Here is a 14,209-nt window from a genome sequence, read left to right as displayed (position 1 = left end):
GGCCGCTGGCCGGCTCCAGGCGATCCCCTCCACCCGGTAGTGCCGGCCGCTGGCCGGCTCCGAGCGACCCCCTCCACCCGGTAGTGCCGGCCGCTGGCCGGCTCCAGGCGATCCCCTCCACCCGGTAGTGCCGGCCGCTGGCCCGCTCCGAGCGACCCCCTCCACCCGGTAGTGCCGGCCGCTGGCCGGCTCCGAGCGACCCCATCATCGCGAGGAGCCGGCCAGCGGCCGACCCTACGTGGATCACCGCTGGCCGAACAGGTGCTTGCGCTCTTCGTCGCTCAACGGCTTGCCCGCATCCGGGTTCACCTGCCTGCGCAGCGCATAGGCGCGCTGGGTGGCCGGGCGGGCGGCAATCGCCGCGTGCCAGCGCTTCAGGTTCGGGAACGCGTCGAAATCGGCCGGCAGCGTGTCGTACGCACCGATCCACGGGTAGCTCGCCATGTCGGCAATGCTGTACGCATCCCCCGCCAGATAGGCGCTGCTGGCCAGGCGCTTGTCCATCACCCCGTGCAGGCGGCGCACCTCGTTGCCGTAGCGCTCGATCGCATAGGGAATCTGCTCGGGCGCGTACACGTTGAAATGCCCCATCTGGCCGCTCATCGGGCCCAGCCCGGCCATCTGCCAGAAAAGCCACTCCAGCACCGCCACCCGGCCGCGGGTGTCGGTCGGCAGGAACTGGCCGGTCTTCTCGGCCAGGTACAGCAGGATCGCGCCGGACTCGAACACGCTCTGCGGTTGCCCACCGTCGGTGGGCTGGTGGTCCACCAGCGCCGGCATCTTGTTGTTGGGCGAAATTGCCAGGAATTCCGGCTTGAACTGGTCGCCGCTGCCGATGTTCACCGGCTTGATCGTGTACGGCAGGCCCAGCTCTTCCAGCAGCAGGGTGACTTTGTGGCCATTCGGGGTCGGCCAGTAATACAGATCGAACATGTCAGGGCCCAGCGGTTCAGGAAGCCTGAGTCTAGTGCGTCAGTTGGGTTGGCAGGGTCATGCAGGCCCGGTAACCTGCGGCGTCTCCCGCAACGCAGCATCCCAGAATGAGCGCGACCCAAAAGCCCATCAGCCCCCTGTCGTCCCTGATCTTCGCCTCGCGCTGGCTGCAGCTGCCGCTGTACCTGGGCCTGATCCTGGCGCAGTGCGTCTACGTGTTCCTGTTCGGCAAGGAGCTCTGGCACCTGCTGCACAAGGCCCACACCATGGGCGAGCAGGAAATCATGCTGCTGGTGCTGGGCCTGATCGACGTGGTGATGATCTCCAACCTGCTGGTGATGGTGATCGTGGGCGGCTACGAGACCTTCGTCTCCCGCCTGCGCCTGGAGAACCATCCCGACCAGCCGGAGTGGCTGAGCCACGTCAATGCCAGCGTGCTGAAGGTGAAGCTGGCGCTGTCGATCATCGGCATCTCCTCGATCCACCTGCTCAAGACCTTCATCGGCGCGGGCAACCTCGACGGCCTGCCCTCGTGCTACAGCCCGGAGTACATCACCGCCGTGCACTCGGCCATGGCCCAGTTCGGCCCCGCCATCGAAGCCTCGTTCAAGTGCTCTGCCATGACGTCCAGCGGCGTGATGTGGCAGACCATCATCCACGGCGCATTCATCCTGTCGGCCATCGGCATCGCCTACACCGACAAGCTGATGGCCCATACGCCGAGCAAGGCACTGGCACACTGAGCCGGACCCGGGACGGGCGGCGTTGCCCGCGCCGCCGCCCTGCCCCACCCGCCGCCCTGCAAAGCGGGGCGCGGGAATGCTAGATTGAGCACCTGCAACACGGCCTTGGACGACGGGAAACGTCCTTGGCCTTCGGTCGGCCTGACCGCATCAGGCCCTACGTATCGTCGTTCTTCAAAGGGGGAGTTGGATGTCGCACGTCAACACGAAAGCCAAGGTGCGCCTGCTGGCACCGCTGACCCTGGTGGTGGCTCTGGCCGCCTGCTCGGGCAAGGACGAACCGGCGCCGGCCACGCCGTCCGCACCGGCCACACCGGCCGCTGCCGCCGTACCGGCACCTGCGGTGTCGGCCAAGGTCCAGTCGATGGGCACCGAGGAGCTTCGCGACCTGGCCAGCAAGGCCCTGCGCGAGAACCGCATGTACGCCCCGGCCGGCGACAACGCCATCGAGTATTACCTCGCCCTGCGCGACAAGACCCCGGACGACGCCTCGGTGAAGAGCGCGCTGACCGATCTGCTGCCCTACACCCTCATTGCCGCCGAGCAGAGCCTGGGCCGCGAAGACTTCGCCGAAGGCCAGCGCCTGGTGGCGTTGATTGAAAAGGTGGACGCCACCGCGCCGGCCCTGCCGCGCCTGAAGACCGGCATCACCAACGGCATGCAGACCGCTCTCAAGCGCACCCAGGAAGAGACCGACAAGGTCAAGAAGGACGCCGAGAACAAGACCAAGCAGCTGGCGGACCAGCAGCGCCAGCAGCAGGCCAGCGAAGCCGAAGCGGCCAAGCAGATCGCCGCCCAGCAGGACGCCGCCCGCCGCGAGAACGAGCGCCAGGACGGTGAGCGCCAGGCCGCCGCCCGCCGCGAGGCCGAACAGCGCCAGCAGGCCGCCGCTGCCGCACAGGCTGCCGCTGCCCGCCAGCCGGCCGCGTCGACCGCTGCCGCCGCCAACACCCTGCGCCCGGTCAGCACCCCGGCACCGCGTTACCCGGCCGATGCGCTGCGTGCCGGTACCTCGGGCGACGTGCTGGTGGAAATCACCGTGGGCACCGATGGCTCGGTCACCAACGCCCGCGTGCTGCGCGCCACCCCGGCCCGCGTCTTCGACCGCGAGGCCCTCAATGCGGTCAAGCGCTGGAAGTTCGAGCCGGTCAGCGCACCGGTCACCACCCGTCGCACCCTGGCCTTCGCGCCGGGCGGTTGATCGGCGTTTGATCCGCGAAAAGCCCCGGAGCGATCCGGGGTTTTTTTTGTGCCCAACAAAAAGAGAACCCCGGACGGGGTCCGGGTTCTTCAGGGCCTGTCGGCCGAAGACCGACACCGCTTGGGCGCGTCAGCCTGAAATGGCCAACCGTTCCTGGTGGTAACGGCGCACCGCGGCGAACCACAGCAGCGCGGCCAGGCCGAAGCCGGCGGCCAGGTAGACGGCCCACATCTGTGCGCTGATCTGCTCATGGCGGATGATCTTCAGCAGCATCTGGTTCTGCGCCAGGAACGGCACCGCGAACTGCCACAGCTCGCTCTTCAGCGGGTACACCATCAGCGCGTAACCCGGCAGCATCGGCAGCAGCATCAGCCAGGTCATGTGGCTCTGGGCTTCCTTCATGCTCTTGGCCGCCGCCGACAGGTAGGTCAGCAGCGAGGTGCCGATGAACAGCATCGGCAGCATGATCAGCAGCATCTGCAGCATCGGCAGGAAGCCCATGTTGAGCTGCCGTGCCGCACTGCTGGTGGACAACTGCGCACTGAGCTTGAACGCCATCAGCGTCAACAACAGCGACGCCAGGCCCACCACGCAGGCCGCAGCGATCTTGCCGCTGACGATCGCGCTGCGCGACGCCGGCGTGGCCAGCAGCGGTTCCAGCGACTGCCGTTCGCGTTCGCCGGCGGTGGTGTCGGTGACCAGGTACGCACCGCCGATGAAGGAGGTGATGGTGAGCAGGATGGGCAGCATAAGCGACAGCATGACGCCGCGCTTGGCTTCCGCCGTGGCCAGGTCCTGGGTGGCCACGTCCAGCGCTCGCCCTACCTGCGCGTCCACGCCCCGCGCCAACAGGCGCAGCGAGCCCACCTGCTGGCTGTAGGCGGTGAGCGCCGCCTTCAGGCGTGCGGTGGGAATGTCGGCCGCGCGGCGCGTGCTGTCCTGCACGATCTCCACCAGCGCGGGGCGTCCCTCGGCCCAGTCCGTGCCGAACTCCGGGCTGATCCGCAGGGCGACGTCGATCTGCTGGTCGCGGATCGCCGCGGTCAGGTCCTTCGGCGCCTCGACTGCATTGAGGCCCTGCGCGGCCAGGAAGCGCACCAGGTTCGGGGCGTTCTCGCCCCCGATCGTGGCGATCTCCAGCGGCTTGTCAATCTGGGTCTTGACCCGGCTTTCGGCCAGCTTGCCCAGGCCCAGGATCAGGATCGGGTACAGCAGCGGCCCGAGCAGCAGCGTGAGCAGCAGCGTGCGGCGGTCACGGGAGAGATCGCGCAGTTCCTTGCGCATTACCGTCAACAACGTGGAAAACGCCTTCATGCGTGCAGTCCTTCTTCGGTTCCGATCGCCTTGACGAAGGCATCTTCCAGGTTGGCTTCGCCGGTCTGCGCGCGCAGCTCATCGGCCGTGCCGGAGGCCATCACCGTGCCCTTGGCGATGATCACGATGCTGTCGCACAGCGCGGCCACCTCCTGCATGATGTGGCTGGAGAAGATCACGCACCGCCCCTCGTCGCGCAGACCGCGCAGGAAGCCGCGCAGCGCGCGGGTGGTCATGACGTCCAGGCCGTTGGTCGGCTCGTCCAGGATCACGTTGCGCGGGTCGTGCACCAGTGCCCGCGCGATGGCGGTCTTGGTGCGCTGACCCTGCGAGAAGCCGTCGGTCTGGCGATCCAGAATGTCTTCCATGTCCAGCGCCTTGGACAGCACCTTGGTGCGCTCGCGGATCTGCGCTCCGCTCATGCCGTGCAGCTCGCCGAAGTAGGCGATGTTCTCGCGCGCGGTCAATCGCTTGTACACACCCCGCGCGTCGGGCAGCACGCCCAGCCGGCGGCGCACCTCCACGGCGTGGGTGGCCGCGTCCAGGCCGTCCACCAGCACCCGGCCCTGGTCGGGCGTCATCAAGGTGTAGAGCATGCGCATGGTGGTGGTCTTGCCGGCACCGTTGGGGCCGAGCAGGCCGGTGATGCGGCCGTCCTCGGCCTGGAAGCCGACGTTCTCCACCGCCTTGATAAGGCCGGTCTTGGTCTTGAATGCTTTGTGCAGATTCTCGGCGACGATCATGGTGCCCATCCGTTGAACGAGGTGAAGGCCGGCACGGGGCTCAGCGAATCCAGGCAGGTGGCATCGAGCGATCTGGCGTCGGCCTTGTCCATGAACTGGCCCAGCAGGCGCGGCATGCAGCCGGCGTTGAGGGTGCCGTGGCCCTGGCCCTTGGCGATGAGGTGGCGGCCGTTGGGCAACGTCTTGAGCACCTGCTCGGCGTAGCGCGGCGGCGTGACCGGATCGAACTCACCGGACAGCAGCAGCACCGGCAGCGGCGCGCTCAGCGGTGCGGTGAAATCCTTCGGGCGCGTGCCCACGTTCCACGACGGGCAGGCCGCGAAGAACATGCGCGCGACGTCCGGGCCCAGCAGGCGGTCGCCGGCGGGTGCTTCCTGGAACCGGTCGTGATCCTCGGCACAGATCACCGACCACTGCATGCCCCGGTTCAGCTGGCCACCCATCGAGCGGCTGGCCAGGCTGTTGAGCGACATCAGCGGCGCGTAACGCCCCTGCGCGGCCTCGTCCAAGATGACTGGCAGCAGCGAGGACAGCTCCGGCATGTACGAGAACATGAAGGCCAGGCCGGTGACGGTGTCGGCGTTGATCGTATCGCGGCGGATTTCGGCAGTGCCCGGGTCGCGGTACTCCACCTCCACCGGCGCCTTGGCCAGCGTCGCCATCACGTTGCGCAGCTGGGTGCGGGTATCCACCGGGAAGCGCTTGGCGCAGGCCGGGTCCTTCTGGCACTGCGCGGCCTGCAGCTCGATGGCCGCTTCGAAGGTGTTGGCGAAATCGCCGCCCACCACCATGTCGTTCGGGGCCACGCCGTCGATCACCACCGCACGGGTGTGCTGCGGGAAGCGGGCGGCATACTGCTGGGCCACGCGGGTGCCGTAGGAGGCGCCGATCAGGTTGACCTTGTCCACGCCCAGCGCGGCACGCACCGTGTCCAGGTCGCCGATGGCCTGGGTGGTGGTGTAGAAGCGGGTGTCGGCGCGGTCCACCAGCGTGGCCGCACAGCGCGCCGCGTAGTCGGCGATCAGCGCCGTGGACGGCGTGGCCTTCTCGTCCAGCGGCAGCTCCTTGCCGTCCGCCCCCAGGCAGGTGAGCGGGTTCGACTTGCCGGTGCCACGCTGGTCGACCAGGATGATGTCCCGCTTCTTGCGCACTTCGCGCAGCGACTGGTTGACGATGGCCGCCACCTCCGTGGCCGACTGGCCCGGGCCGCCGGCAAGGAAGAACACCGGGTCCTGCTTGCCCTCGCCCTGGTTCTCGGTATCCAGCCACGCAATGTTGAGGCCGATCTTGCGGCCATTGGGCGCGTCGGGATTCTCGGGCACCTGCAGCGTGGCGCACTCGGCCTCCACGTTGCTGCTGGCCTGGGTGCTGGTGAGCGTGCAGGGCTTGAACGTCAGTGTTCCGTACTGGCGCTCGGCCCCTTCCGGCGGTGCGTCCGGCGTGGGCTGGCAGGCTGCCAGCAGCAGCAACGCTGCACTGGCGGCCAAGGGACGGCAGGAAAGTCGCATTTCGATCGCATCCTGGATTGAAGGGTCTCAGCATGCCATGACGGACGGGCGGGCTGGATGTGACCGGACACCCGACCCTTGCTGACTCCGAGGCGCTCGGCCAGGGACTTGAAGGGAAGATGCTCGAAGTAGTGCGCCTGGATGAGCAGACGTGACCGCTCCGGCAGCCGCTGCTACGCCCACTGCAGCCGGGTGTTGCCGCGCCAGCATCCGTAACTTGGCCCTTTCCCGGATTCAACCACCAGCTTCAGCCCCTAAAATTCAATTGCCTGCCCCACGTTATCTACAATCATCTTCTGGGCTCCGGAGGGATTACCGCCCCGTCACTCCGATGCGAAGAACGGTGAAGAACGCAACGATGGATTCGGTCGACACAACTCTTGAAATTCAGGCAAACAACTCGCTATGGAAGTCCGCAGTGCCAGTTTTCATGATTGTCGCCAACTCCGACAACTCATACCATTCAACATAGCAGAACGTACGTAGAACCAGGCGCAACAAATCCGGAAGTTTTCTCATGGTAGTAAGCCACGTATCAACGTCACGGTTGCGGGAACATTGAATTGAATGCCCAGGCACCTGACGAGTCCTGCCTGTATCTCGCGACCAAGTAGGCAGCAAACCCTGGCCCAAGCCAGCAACAAGCCGATTCTTCTCATCCTTGATGATTCCCAGACGCTCGCCGCCTGCATGCGCTAGAGTTTCATCGCCTGCCTCCGTGCATTGATGCTTGCGCTGCAGCCGAATTTGAAACTGTTCTTTACAGGTTCTTCTCGCGACGCACTCTATGAAATGTTCCACAAGCGTAGAGCGCCGCTGCTCGAGAAGAATCTGGTCCTCGCGCCCAAGGGCGAAAAAGGCGAGTGCGAGATCGAAGACCGCGCGCTGGCAACGCATCTCGCGAGTGGACCGTGATCTTCCCACTGACGGTCAGCGCTCTGGGTTGCCGTCCAGCGGCCGTGCGCGACGGAGACTACGAAACTAGCGATTGATTTTGAGAATGATGACGCGAGCTGCGCTTGCTGTCGGATTCAGCTATGCCAGTAACCACCCGATCCCGCTACAAATTCCAGCTCGGCGCAATCTCGATAGCCACGCGCCATCGGTGATTTTTGAGGCGTGGATGTATGGCAACGTACAGCAAGAGTGTGGTGTGGATCGATCATCGGCAGGATGGGGTGGTTTACTCACTGAGGCATCTGCATCCAACCTATGTCATCTTCAAGGGTGAAGCCAAGGCGCGGCAGTCTGTGCTGCACATACGCGTCAGAATCGAATACTCACACCATTGCTTCTCGCAGGCGCCGTCAAAGCTTGCCGGCTATGATCCTGACCATGTCTACGGGTGGGTCGTGCGGCCAAACGATCCACGCGTCTTCTGCATCAAGCGCTGGGAAGCGAGCATGGCGTTGCCTGGAATTCTGGCTGGCCTTGTCGAACGCAACTGCTATTCGACCCGGCGAAAGAACCACTTCGCGGTGAAAAGACACGTTTCGTCGGGACACTACGTGGTCTACTTCCGCGTGGAGAGAAGGGTGACCGGGGGCGCAGAACTTCGGCTCTTTGTCGAAAGCGCCTATTTTCGCGGCGATATGGACGAGGCACTCGCCACGGCGGAGAAGGTCAGCATTCTGGATATCCTGCTTAGAGCCTGAAAAGCGAAATGCCCGCGCATGGCGGGCATTTGCTTGAATGTGGAGCGGGCCGGACTCTCTTAACCACTCTTGGTGGGACCACGTTCGTGGCGGCCAATGCCCCTTTAACCGGGTCGGGACATCCGTAGGGCGAATGCTATACCGGTTGTTCCACGGCGGCAACGACGGCCTTCACATTCCCGGAACCTAAGTAGTTACTTGCTGCTGACGTACTTCTCGCGCCGCACCTGCACCGTCGGCAGTCCCGCTTCCTTGAGCGCCTCGAAGGTCGCATCCACCATGTCCGGGTTGCCGCACAGGTAGGCGATGTCCGTGGCCGGATTCGGCGCGAACTCGGCCAGATGCTGCTGCACGTAGCCGTGGCGGACGTCCGGGTGCGGGTTCTCGGGCAGCTCGCGTGACAGGCACGGCACGTAGCGGAAGCCGGGGTGGGCGGCCGCGAAGGCGTAGAAGTCGTCGCTGTAGAGCAGCTCGTCCGGGGTGCGGGCGCCCTGCAGCAGCACCACCTCCACCCCGCGCCCGGCCATGGCGGTGGCCAGCAGTGGCAGCATGGAGCGGTACGGGGTGACCCCGGTACCGGTGGCGATGAGCAGGTAGCGGGCGTTGTGGTCGCCCGGCATCAGGCAGAACCGGCCGAACGGGCCGCTGGCCGTCACGTGGCCGCCGATGTCCAGCCCCTCGAACAGGGCCGTGGCGGCGCCGCCGGGCACGAAACTGACTGCAATATCAACGGCTTCGCCGGGGGCCATGGCATGGTCGTGGATCGTGGCCAGGGAGTAGCTGCGCTTGGTGGCGGTGCCGTCGGCGTACTCGAAATGGACCTGGATGAACTGGCCGGGCTGGAAATCCAAGGGCTGGCCGTCATCACGCAGGAACTGGTAGTGGCCAACGGTCGGGGCGAGCATGCGCCGGTCGATCAGTTTGAGGGGGAATTGAACAGGCACGAATTTGGGAAACAGTGTGTAGCCGGGGCAGACCCTCGGGGCCTTCTATAATAGCCGCTCCCCCGCCCCTATCCAGCGCCGACCCTTGGGCGCGAAGGCAAGAGCTTGGCATCCCAGAACACTCCCGCGTCCAGTACCGCCCCCGCCCTGCGGGTGCGCGACCTCCGCAAGACCTATGACAACGGCACCCAGGCGCTGAAGGGCGTCTCGCTGGACGTTGCCCCGGGCGACTTCTTCGCGCTGCTGGGCCCCAACGGGGCCGGCAAGTCGACCCTGATCGGCATCATCAGCTCGCTGGTGAACCTCAGCGAGGGCCAGGTCGAGGTGTTCGGCAGCGACCTGGTGCGCAACCGCAGCGCCACCATGCGCCTGATCGGGCTGGTCCCGCAGGAGATCAACTTCAACCTGTTCGAGAAGCCCTTCGACATCCTGGTGAACTACGCCGGCTTCTACGGCGTGGCCCGCGCCGAGGCCGAGAAGATGGCCGAAGAGGAGCTCAAGCGCGCCCACCTGTGGGAGAAGGCGCAGGTAATGAGCCGAACGCTGTCGGGCGGCATGAAGCGCCGGCTGATGATCGCCCGGGCGATGATGACCCGCCCGCGCCTGCTGATCCTGGATGAGCCCACCGCCGGCGTGGATATCGAGATCCGCCGCGACATGTGGCGGGTGTTGAAGGAGATCAACGCGGCCGGTACCACCATCATCCTCACCACCCACTACCTGGAAGAGGCCGAGCACCTGTGCCGCAACCTGGCCATCATCAACCACGGCCAGATCGTCACCCAGGGGCCGATGCGCGAGCTGCTGGCCAAGCTGGACGTGGAAGGCTTCCTGTTCGATATCGACGGTGAGCTGCCGGCGCAGCTGCCGGTGATCGAGGGCACCACCATGACGGCCATCGACGGGCACACGCTGGACGTGGACATGCCGCGCGCGATGGATCTGAACCGGGTATTCGCGGCGCTCAACGCCTCGGGCATCCGGGTGCGTTCGATGCGGACCAAGAGCAACCGGCTGGAGGAGCTGTTCGTGCGGCTCACCGGCAACCAGGAGAACGTGGCATGAGCAGCACCCCGACCCCGGTCCTGACCGACGGCCAGCGCAACCGCATTGCGCTGATGACGATCGTGCGGCGCGAAGTGGCACGCATCCTGCGCATCTGGGGCCAGACGCTGGTGCCGCCGGCGATCACGATGACCCTGTACTTCCTGATCTTCGGCGGGCTGATCGGCTCGCGCGTGGGCGAGATGGGCGGCTACAGCTACATGCAGTTCATCGTGCCAGGCCTGGTGATGATGAGCGTGATCCAGAACAGCTACGGCAACATCAGCTCCTCGTTCTTCGGCGCCAAGTTCGGCCGCCACGTAGAAGAGCTGCTGGTCAGCCCGATGCCGAACTGGGTGATCCTGTGGGGCTATGTATCCGGTGCGGTGCTGCGCGGACTGATGGTGGGCATCATCGTGCTGATCATCGCGATGTTCTTCACGCCGGTGCGCATTCCGCACCCGCTGGTGACGCTGACCACGGTGCTGCTGGGCGCGACGATCTTCTCGCTGGCCGGCTTCATCAATGCGGTATACGCCAAGAAGTTCGATGACGTGGCGATCGTGCCGACCTTCATCCTGACCCCGCTGACCTACTTGGGCGGCGTGTTCTATTCGGTGAAGCTGCTGCCGACGTGGGCCGAAGCGGCCACCCATGCGAACCCGATCTTCTACATGGTGAACGCGTTCCGCTACGGCCTGCTGGGCACCAGCGACGTGCCGCTGTGGGTGGCCTACGCGCTGATGATCGGCTTCGTGGTGGCGCTGACCGCGCTGGCACTGTGGCTGCTGAAGCGTGGCGTGGGCATGCGCAGCTGATGCGCATCCTGATTCTTGGTGCCGGTGGCACCGGCGGCTATTTCGGCGGACGCCTGGCCCAGGCCGGGGTGGACGTGACCTTCCTGGTGCGTCCAGCACGCGCGGCGCAGCTGGACCGCGATGGCCTGGTGATCCGCAGCCCGCTGGGCGATGCGACGTTCCCGGTGGCGCACGTCACCGCCGAGGCCCTGCCGGCACTGGCGGCGGAACAGCCCTTCGACCTGGTGATCCTCAGCTGCAAGGCTTACGACCTGGACAGTTCCATCGAGGCGATCGCCCCGGCCATGTCGTCGCGGACCACGGTGCTCCCCATCCTCAACGGCCTGCGCCACTACGCCGCGCTGGATGCGCGCTTTGGCCGCGATGCGGTGCTGGGCGGGCTGTGCTTCATCAGTGCGACCAAGGCCGCTGACGGTGCGGTGCTGCACCTGGCACCGGCGGCGAAGCTGACCTTCGGCGAGCGCGACAACACGGGCAACAGCGCGCGCGTGCTGGCGCTGGCGGCGGCCTGCGTGCAGGCGGGTGTGGACCACGTGGCCAGCACGGCGATCGGACAGGAGCAGTGGATCAAATACACGTTCCTGACCACGCTGGCGGCCGCCACCTGCCTGATGCGCGCCGATGTGGGCACCATCGTGGCCACCGAGGACGGCGTGGCGATCGTGCGCGGGCTGTACGACGAGTGCCTGGCCGTGGCCGACGCGGCGGGCGAGCCGATTCCGGACAAGGCGCAGGAGATCGCGCTGGGCGCCACGACGCAGGCCGGCTCAACGCTCAAGGCATCGATGCTGCGCGACCTGGAAGCCGGCCAGCAGGTGGAGGCCGAGCAGATCGTCGGCGACATGCTGGTGCGGGCCCGCGCGGCGGGCCAGGCGGCGCCGCTGCTGGCGGTCGCCCATGCGCACCTGCAGGCGTACCAGCGCCAACACGCGGGCTGAGCATGACGACCGGTCCTGCCCCTTCGCGCGTGCTGGTGCTGGGGCTGGGGTACAGCGGGCGGCATATCGCGGCGCGGCTGCGGTCGCAGGGCGTGCACTGCAGTGGCACGGTGCGCGATCCGGCGACCGCACCGGCTGATGGCGTGGTCCGCCACCGGCTGGTGGCGGGGATGCCCCTCGATGATGCCCTGCGCGAGGCGATACACGCCGCGCAGGCGGTGGTGTGCACGGTACCGCCGGACGATGCGGGCGACCCGACCCTGCGCCTGCTGGCGGAGGAACTGCGCAACAGCCCGGCGCTGCGCTGGCTGGGGTATCTCTCTTCCACGGCGGTGTACGCGGACCGCGATGGCGGGTGGGTCGACGAAGCCTCGGCCGCCGATGCGGTGGACGATGCGGCGCAGCGGCGATTGCTGGCCGAACGCCAGTGGCGCGAGGTGGCGCGGGACATGGGCATTGCGTCGGCGGTGTTTCGCCTGCCGGGCGTGTATGGGCGCGGGCGTAATGCACTGGTGCAGCTGGCGGAAGGTCGGGCGCGCCACGTGGTACGGCCCGGTCTGGTGTTCAACCGGCTGCATGTGGAGGACCTGGCAGGGGTGGTGGTGGCCGCGATGGGTCTGCCGACGCGCGACGCGATGTATCTGCCCAGCGATGACGAGCCGGCGCCGCCGCAGGCTGTGCTGGCGTTCGCCGCAGCGCTGGGGGGATTTTCCATGCCGCCTGCGCTGGCGTGGGATGACCCATCGCTGAGCCCAACCCTACGACGGTTCTATGCCAGCAGTAAACGGGTGGACAGCCGCGCCACCCGTGCGACGTTGGGCTGGGTGCCCACCTTCCCGACGTACCGGGACGGGTTGCAGGACGCCTACAAGGCGTAGAGCACCGCCCTGCGGGGCTGCGACGCCATGCGACCCGCGCGGGTCGGCGCTGCAGCCACGCCCGGTGTGGCGCTACCGGGGCCACCGCAACGGCGGATGGCTTCCGGCGCCGGGCGCGAGTGCCGCACACATGGCCTCCAGGCTGGCCTGGGGTGTCATGCCCTGCCCGTCCCATTGGAAGGCATACGGCAGCGGGTCGGTCTGCGTGCCTGTCGTGCGCGTCTGCACCACCGGACGGGGCGGGGCATCGAATGGAACGGGGCGCCACGGGAAGGCCGGCAGGGCCGCCCTGCGCGTGTCAGCTTCGACGCATTGCTGCGACGACGCCATGGGTGCCTCGGGCCTGGCCCACACCCGCAGCGTGGTGTTGCGCATGGCGTAAGGACCGCGGTGGGCGTGCGGGGGCGGATCGCGCCAGGGGCGCCAGTGCGCAGGCGTGGCGCGGGCAGGCCGGGGTCCGTCGGGGGCAGTGTTCACAGGCAGCGCCTTGTGTTCGAGTGATGGACCTCGAATGCTGACCCTCCTGCCAGCCACTTCCCATCGGATAGTGCGTTATTTCACCGATGTGCGAAGCGGATCACTCAGAGCGATCCGCCCAGCCCAGGCAGGCGGAAGAACGTGCGCGTTGCCGCGGTCGCATTGGCCGCCGTCACCTCGACCTGTTCACCCCGATCACGTGCCAGCTCTTCGACGATGTGCGACAGGAACATCGGCTCATTGCGGCGGTCCTTCGGCAGCGGCTTCAGGCTGCGCGGCAGCAGGTAGGGCGCGTCGGTTTCGATCATCAGGCGCTCGGCCGGGATGTGCTTTACCAGCTCGCGCAGATGGGCACCGCGGCGTTCGTCGCACAGCCAGCCGGTGATGCCGATGTACCAGTCCTGGTCCAGGTAGTCGAACAGCTCCTGGCGCTCGCCGGTGAAGCAATGCACCACCGCCGCGCCGATCCTGCCGTCGACGTTCTTCATCTGCGCCATGAAGTCCGCGTGCGCGTCACGCTGGTGCAGGAACAGTGGCTTGCGCTGGCCATCGGCGGCCCGCACGTCGCTGGCCAGCTGCAGCTGCCGCTCGAAGGCGCGGTGCTGGGCCGGGCGCGGCGCGAAATCGCGGAAGTAATCCAGGCCGCACTCACCCACCGCCACCACTTCGGGATGCGCATGCAGCGCGCGCATCTCGGCATCGCATTCGTCGGTGTACTCCACCGCGTGGTGCGGATGCACGCCGGCGGTGGCGTACAGGAAACCGGGATGCTGGCGCGCCAGCTCCAGCGCCAGCGGGGAATGCTCGCGGCTGGCCCCGGTCAGCACCATCTGCACCACGCCTGCCTCGCGGGCGCGCGCCAGCACGGCATCGCGGTCGCGGTCGAAGGAATCGTGGGTGAGGTTGGCGCCGATATCGATCAGTTGCATGGGGACCGCTACAGGGCAGTTGATCGGCCCATTGTAGCGTGCGGCCTGCGCGCGCCCGCCCGCCACGGCTCGCCGCTGCTGCCC

Annotated in this window: 14 protein-coding genes; 8 read left to right on the top strand and 6 right to left on the bottom strand. The window is 66.9% G+C overall.

What is annotated here, in order from left to right; all coding sequences use genetic code 11:
• Positions 1-243: 243 nt before the first annotated feature.
• Positions 244-933 carry a glutathione S-transferase N-terminal domain-containing protein gene (locus RT456_RS13750; RefSeq protein WP_313347567.1) on the bottom strand — a complete coding sequence of 230 codons (690 nt, stop codon included), beginning with the start codon at positions 931-933 and terminating at the stop codon, positions 244-246.
• A 107-nt stretch (positions 934-1,040) separates the two neighbouring features.
• Here RT456_RS13750 and RT456_RS13745 point away from each other — a divergent pair, with 107 nt between their 5' ends.
• Together RT456_RS13745 and RT456_RS13740 are read left to right on the top strand one after the other, a co-directional pair.
• Positions 1,041-1,676 (top strand): TIGR00645 family protein, encoded by a 636-nt coding sequence (locus tag RT456_RS13745; protein WP_313347566.1) that lies wholly within the window; start codon positions 1,041-1,043, stop codon positions 1,674-1,676.
• A 190-nt stretch (positions 1,677-1,866) separates the two neighbouring features.
• Positions 1,867-2,877: an energy transducer TonB gene (locus tag RT456_RS13740; RefSeq protein ID WP_313347565.1), complete on the top strand. Its 1,011-nt coding sequence runs from the start codon at positions 1,867-1,869 to the stop codon at positions 2,875-2,877.
• Positions 2,878-3,006: 129 nt separating this feature from the next.
• On the opposite strand, the gene RT456_RS13735 is transcribed toward RT456_RS13740, so the two are convergent.
• Genes RT456_RS13735 through RT456_RS13725 form a run of 3 tightly spaced genes read right to left on the bottom strand, consistent with a single transcriptional unit; the run spans position 3,007 to position 6,442 of the window.
• Positions 3,007-4,191, bottom strand: a complete 1,185-nt coding sequence (locus RT456_RS13735; RefSeq protein WP_313347563.1) for an ABC transporter permease — start codon at positions 4,189-4,191, stop codon at positions 3,007-3,009.
• The gene (locus RT456_RS13730; RefSeq protein WP_313347561.1) at positions 4,188-4,934 is read right to left on the bottom strand and encodes an ATP-binding cassette domain-containing protein; all 747 of its coding nucleotides are present in this window, start codon (positions 4,932-4,934) and stop codon (positions 4,188-4,190) included. Before RT456_RS13730 ends, RT456_RS13735 begins: the two co-directional genes overlap by 4 nt.
• Positions 4,931-6,442: an alpha/beta hydrolase gene (locus RT456_RS13725; protein ID WP_313347559.1), complete on the bottom strand. Its 1,512-nt coding sequence runs from the start codon at positions 6,440-6,442 to the stop codon at positions 4,931-4,933. Before RT456_RS13725 ends, RT456_RS13730 begins: the two co-directional genes overlap by 4 nt.
• Positions 6,443-7,168: 726 nt before the next feature.
• Here RT456_RS13725 and RT456_RS13720 point away from each other — a divergent pair.
• Both RT456_RS13720 and RT456_RS13715 read left to right on the top strand, forming a co-directional pair.
• Entirely contained in the window at positions 7,169-7,357 is a 189-nt protein-coding gene (locus RT456_RS13720; protein ID WP_313347557.1) for a hypothetical protein, read from the top strand.
• Between the two features lie 212 nt (positions 7,358-7,569).
• A complete protein-coding gene (locus RT456_RS13715) occupies positions 7,570-8,097 on the top strand; it encodes a hypothetical protein (RefSeq protein WP_313347555.1) in 528 nt (175 codons plus the stop codon).
• A 194-nt stretch (positions 8,098-8,291) separates the two neighbouring features.
• Here the strand turns inward: RT456_RS13715 and RT456_RS13710 are convergent, their stop codons facing one another.
• Positions 8,292-9,041, bottom strand: a complete 750-nt coding sequence (locus tag RT456_RS13710) for a ferredoxin--NADP reductase (protein WP_313347553.1) — start codon at positions 9,039-9,041, stop codon at positions 8,292-8,294.
• Between the two features lie 105 nt (positions 9,042-9,146).
• On the opposite strand from RT456_RS13710, the gene RT456_RS13705 reads away from it, so the two are divergent.
• The 4 genes from RT456_RS13705 to RT456_RS13690 are packed head-to-tail and all read left to right on the top strand — an operon-like array spanning position 9,147 to position 12,719.
• Positions 9,147-10,106, top strand: coding sequence for an ABC transporter ATP-binding protein (locus RT456_RS13705; protein ID WP_313347551.1), 960 nt, complete (start codon positions 9,147-9,149; stop codon positions 10,104-10,106).
• A complete protein-coding gene (locus RT456_RS13700) occupies positions 10,103-10,903 on the top strand; it encodes an ABC transporter permease (protein WP_313347549.1) in 801 nt (266 codons plus the stop codon). Before RT456_RS13705 ends, RT456_RS13700 begins: the two co-directional genes overlap by 4 nt.
• On the top strand, positions 10,903-11,841 hold the full coding sequence (panE, locus tag RT456_RS13695) for a 2-dehydropantoate 2-reductase (RefSeq protein WP_313347547.1): 939 nt from the start codon (positions 10,903-10,905) through the stop codon (positions 11,839-11,841). The genes RT456_RS13700 and panE overlap by 1 nt, the downstream gene beginning before the upstream one ends.
• A gap of 2 nt (positions 11,842-11,843) precedes the next feature.
• On the top strand, positions 11,844-12,719 hold the full coding sequence (locus tag RT456_RS13690; protein WP_313347545.1) for an NAD-dependent epimerase/dehydratase family protein: 876 nt from the start codon (positions 11,844-11,846) through the stop codon (positions 12,717-12,719).
• Positions 12,720-13,300: 581 nt separating this feature from the next.
• On the opposite strand, the gene RT456_RS13685 is transcribed toward RT456_RS13690, so the two are convergent.
• Complete coding sequence (locus RT456_RS13685) at positions 13,301-14,125, bottom strand: TatD family hydrolase (protein ID WP_313347543.1); 825 nt, start codon at positions 14,123-14,125, stop codon at positions 13,301-13,303.
• Positions 14,126-14,209: the final 84 nt, after the last annotated feature.

Source organism: Stenotrophomonas sp. (assembly GCF_032099025.1).
In the GTDB taxonomy this organism is placed as follows: domain Bacteria; phylum Pseudomonadota; class Gammaproteobacteria; order Xanthomonadales; family Xanthomonadaceae; genus Stenotrophomonas.
Note: the sequence above shows the minus strand (reverse complement) of the source record. Positions and strands in the feature narration are given on the sequence as shown.

Bases quoted from the DNA above. Each gene is read 5' to 3' on its own strand.
- RT456_RS13750 (WP_313347567.1), bottom strand. From the start codon at position 933: ATGTTCGATCTGTATTACTGGCCGACCCCGAATGGCCACAAAGTCACC.
- RT456_RS13745 (WP_313347566.1), top strand. From the start codon at position 1,041: ATGAGCGCGACCCAAAAGCCCATCAGCCCCCTGTCGTCCCTGATCTTC.
- RT456_RS13740 (WP_313347565.1), top strand. From the start codon at position 1,867: ATGTCGCACGTCAACACGAAAGCCAAGGTGCGCCTGCTGGCACCGCTG.
- RT456_RS13735 (WP_313347563.1), bottom strand. From the start codon at position 4,191: ATGAAGGCGTTTTCCACGTTGTTGACGGTAATGCGCAAGGAACTGCGC.
- RT456_RS13730 (WP_313347561.1), bottom strand. From the start codon at position 4,934: ATGATCGTCGCCGAGAATCTGCACAAAGCATTCAAGACCAAGACCGGC.
- RT456_RS13725 (WP_313347559.1), bottom strand. From the start codon at position 6,442: ATGCGACTTTCCTGCCGTCCCTTGGCCGCCAGTGCAGCGTTGCTGCTG.
- RT456_RS13720 (WP_313347557.1), top strand. From the start codon at position 7,169: ATGCTTGCGCTGCAGCCGAATTTGAAACTGTTCTTTACAGGTTCTTCT.
- RT456_RS13715 (WP_313347555.1), top strand. From the start codon at position 7,570: ATGGCAACGTACAGCAAGAGTGTGGTGTGGATCGATCATCGGCAGGAT.
- RT456_RS13700 (WP_313347549.1), top strand. From the start codon at position 10,103: ATGAGCAGCACCCCGACCCCGGTCCTGACCGACGGCCAGCGCAACCGC.
- panE (WP_313347547.1), top strand. From the start codon at position 10,903: ATGCGCATCCTGATTCTTGGTGCCGGTGGCACCGGCGGCTATTTCGGC.
- RT456_RS13690 (WP_313347545.1), top strand. From the start codon at position 11,844: ATGACGACCGGTCCTGCCCCTTCGCGCGTGCTGGTGCTGGGGCTGGGG.
- RT456_RS13685 (WP_313347543.1), bottom strand. From the start codon at position 14,125: ATGCAACTGATCGATATCGGCGCCAACCTCACCCACGATTCCTTCGAC.